Source organism: Chitinophaga sp. (genome assembly GCF_036566945.1).
Classification (GTDB): domain Bacteria; phylum Bacteroidota; class Bacteroidia; order Chitinophagales; family Chitinophagaceae; genus Chitinophaga.
In genome coordinates this window covers 1-3,407 of sequence record NZ_DATCVJ010000534.1, presented here as the reverse complement: position 1 = coordinate 3,407, position 3,407 = coordinate 1, and the positions used below count along the sequence as shown (strand labels likewise).

At 46.6% G+C, this 3,407-nt stretch carries 4 protein-coding genes; 1 reads left to right on the top strand and 3 read right to left on the bottom strand.

Translation table 11 applies throughout. The annotated features are described in order from the left end of the window. The 3 genes from VIP81_RS16315 to VIP81_RS16305 all read right to left on the bottom strand — a co-directional run. Nucleotides 1–353: DUF3857 domain-containing protein (locus VIP81_RS16315; protein ID WP_331962949.1), on the bottom strand; the 353-nt coding region annotated here is incomplete at its 3' end. Nucleotides 354–429: 76 nt separating this feature from the next. Further along, complete coding sequence (locus tag VIP81_RS16310; RefSeq protein ID WP_331962946.1) at nucleotides 430–1,515, bottom strand: DUF2891 domain-containing protein; 1,086 nt, start codon at nucleotides 1,513–1,515, stop codon at nucleotides 430–432. A gap of 15 nt (nucleotides 1,516–1,530) precedes the next feature. Further along, nucleotides 1,531–2,766 (bottom strand): geranylgeranyl reductase family protein, encoded by a 1,236-nt coding sequence (locus VIP81_RS16305; RefSeq protein ID WP_331962943.1) that lies wholly within the window; start codon nucleotides 2,764–2,766, stop codon nucleotides 1,531–1,533. Nucleotides 2,767–2,938: 172 nt separating this feature from the next. Between VIP81_RS16305 and VIP81_RS16300 the strand changes: the two genes are divergently transcribed. Then, nucleotides 2,939–3,241 (top strand): YbaB/EbfC family nucleoid-associated protein, encoded by a 303-nt coding sequence (locus VIP81_RS16300; protein WP_331962940.1) that lies wholly within the window; start codon nucleotides 2,939–2,941, stop codon nucleotides 3,239–3,241. Nucleotides 3,242–3,407 lie beyond the last annotated feature (166 nt).

Genomic DNA, 3,407 nt, shown 5'->3' with positions numbered 1-3,407 from the left:
TCTTTCCCATCTCGGTGAATCACTATTTTATGAAAGGAGAGCTTTTCGTATTGAGGATCATAGTCTACCGAAATTTCTGATCCGTTTTGAATCCCTGCCTCCGAGATAATTTGACGGATAAAGTGTTGGTAATTACTTTTCAGTTCTACCTGTCGTTGTTCTTCCAGCAGGAGGAGATAATAACCATCGCTGATATTTTTGGCATTGGGTTTTTTAGTGAGGTCCGGGGTATACGGCACCAGCCATGCCGGAGTGGGGCTGGTGTTCACTTTCTGGGCGGTGGCGATGAAAGCCGATATTATCAATAGGATTGACAATACTGATTTCAAGGCGAGGGTTATAGTAGGGCGCATAATAGCGTGGTTAATATTCCTTACGGACAAACTGAACTACAGCTTTTATAGGGACAATAAAATTTCGCTAATGAATTTACGGTTGTTTTCCGATAGTTAGCATATAAACAGCAAAAGAGGCCAGCCAATGTTCTCCGGCATAGTTACCACTGAAAACCTGTTGCAGTCCGGCTTCCATGTGTTGGTGTGCCAGCTGTTGAATGGCTGCTTTATTTTTGCCGGCATGTTCCGCGATGGCTTCCAGGCACCAGGTACGGCTAAGATTGAGGCCATCCAGGTGAACGAGTTTGCCGTCTGTGCGGTCTTTTACCTGTGCCACCGGCAGGATGTTGATCTTGTTTTCGAATAAGCCGGGCAGAAAAGCGTATATCCATTTACGATAGTCGGCTTCCGGCATCACGCGGCGCATGAGGTCTGCTTCTTCCAGGCTGGGCGACAGGAAGTCGTAGCCACCAGGTTCCCAGGCAATGGGGGCATTTTTGTCTGCCGCATAAAAGCGCATGGCCGCATTATGTATGGCTTTTTGGAGTGCCGCATCTTTGGCGGTGACGGCATAATCCCAGGCCAGGCAAAGTCCGAAGGCGAGATTGGTATGTTCGCCCACCCGGATAGGGTACATGATTTTATCCAGAAACTGAATGTAAGCGGTGGAAAACTGCGTAGCCAGTGGTTGCAGATGTTGGCTCATTTCTTTGCCCAGTGGATCGTTCCAGGTGAGCAATTCATTTTGCAGCTGTAGGAGCCAGCTCCAGCCATATATCCGTTCAAAGCTTTTGTTTTCGGCGCTGCTGAACAGTTGTTGTTCAATTTTTATATTTTCGGCAGATAAATGTGCGGCCAGTTTACTTCTGATGGTACTGGCTTTGGCCAGGTCCGGATAAGACTTTAAGAGGCGTACCAGCATCCAGTGGCCGTGCACGCTGCTATGCCAGTCGAAGCAACCATAAAAGGCCGGATGATAATTTTTAGGCGCGGTGAGCAGCGAGCTATCCGTAAATACAATCCCCGTTTTGTAAGGAAATTCCAGGTCCAGGCATTTCAATGGCAGCTCTGCCAGTTTGTTGGCGATCTCGGGTGTTAACCGCGTGGCTGCCGGATGTATTTGTGCACTCATGGTAAATGAGGTGAATACGATAATGGATAATTGGCTTAAAAATTTCACAGCGGGAGAATGCTTTTATCTGTTAAATAACAATTTTACATAGAACATGGGCTGACCCAGCTTTTTGCGCAGGTCTACTTCATGGAACATGCAGGACATCAGGTCTTTCAGCTGTTTGTTGCGGGAACCCATTTTCATCAGCATGTTAAACAGCCATGGATATTTGATGAGTTTCTGCAGTTTGGTACTCAGCTGTAGCTCTGGTCCGAGGATGCGGTATACGTTTTCGTCGTAGGCATTGAAGAATTCATCGGAATAATCGTTGGCGGCAATAGCGGCAGCAGCCTGCTGTGCGGCTATTCTACCAGAGTAAAGTGCGTTGCCGATACCTTCTCCCGTAAAAGGATCTATCAGGTAGCCGGCATCTCCTACCAGCATGTAGCGTTCACCATGTAATTTCCTTTTTTTGCTACCCAGCGGGAGACCATAGCCATCGATAGAGCCTACCAGCTCCGCGTTGGCAAAGCGTTCTTTCATAGTAGGATCGGTGGCGAGGGTGTCCAGCATGAGCTGTTTCAGGTTTATTTTGTTATTCCGGGCCGAATTACTGAGCATACCTACGCCCACATTGGCTTCGCCATTGGGGAGCGGGAATATCCACAGGTAGCCGGGGAGCATGTTTTTCAGGAAGTGCAGTTCTATGAAACTGTGTGGGTGTAAACCGGTGATGCCTTTATAATAGGCGCGGATGCCGGCCACATAGTGTGCCGGTTCCATTTTAATACCGGCTACATCTTTGGTGAAGCTGGAGTGGGCGCCGTTAGCTGCAATCACGATATCCGCTTTTACCTGGAAGGAACCGTCTTTGCTGGACAGATAATAGCCATCTGCTTTCAGCTCGTATTTATCGATGCTAACCCCTTCGAATAAACGAATTTCGGGGCGGCGTTTCAGTTCTTCTACCAGGAAATTATCAAAATCAATGCGTTTGCATACAAACCCGCGGGGATTGCTCATGTCCTTCTGATAGTCTGGCGTGTAAGGGATATCCATCCCAATACGGTTGGGCGCTACAAAGGTGACGCCCCAGCTGTCCATTTTAAACATGGCTTGTTGTAAACGTTGTCCGATGCCTTTATCGATGCGTTCCAGCAGGGTTAATACCTTGCCACTTAATCCATCTCCACATACTTTATCTCTGGGAAATACGGCTTTATCTACGATGATACATTCAATGCCTAGTTGGGCGAGTTGCAGTGCTGCGGTAGCGCCGCCGGGACCTGCGCCTATAATACAAACTTTTGTCTCCATTATTAGATGATACTGTTAGCTGCCAGTAAGATACGTAATTGTTGCTTGCACTGTTCTGTATATTAAGTATTAATAATATTTTCTGGCCGCACGCCGTTTAGGGGGAAACAAGACAATTTCTTCCGCCGAAGGCGGAAAATATTATATTTGCCGTTCTTAAAACACACGAAACATGTTTGGTGATTTATTTGGAAAGCTGACGCAGATCAAGCAGAAAATGCAGGAAGGCAAAGAGCGTTTGGCTACAGTAACTTTATCCGGAGAGGCCGGAGATGGTGCCGTAAAAGTAACCGTAGACGGTAACCGTCAGGTAAAAAGTATTGACATAGCGGCGCATCTTTTTACACCGGAGAACAAGGAAGAAATGGAAGATTTGCTACTCACCGCATTGAACCGTGCGCTGAAAGACGCAGAAAACTCCTGGGAAGCAGAAATGAAGAACGCTGCCGGCGGTATGCTGGGCGGTTTGTTGTAATATATTTCATGGAAAGCGAGTTTTTGTCTTACTCAGGATTATACTGATTTAGACGATTTTCCAGATTTTTTTTCCAGATTTTATAAGATTAAAAAAGATTAGCGAAGACAGCCATGTGTGATGGTTATCTTCGCTAATCTTTTTTAATCCTGTAGTATAAATCCCG

Bases quoted from the DNA above. Each gene is read 5' to 3' on its own strand.
- VIP81_RS16305 (WP_331962943.1), bottom strand. From the start codon at position 2,766: ATGGAGACAAAAGTTTGTATTATAGGCGCAGGTCCCGGCGGCGCTACC.
- VIP81_RS16300 (WP_331962940.1), top strand. From the start codon at position 2,939: ATGTTTGGTGATTTATTTGGAAAGCTGACGCAGATCAAGCAGAAAATG.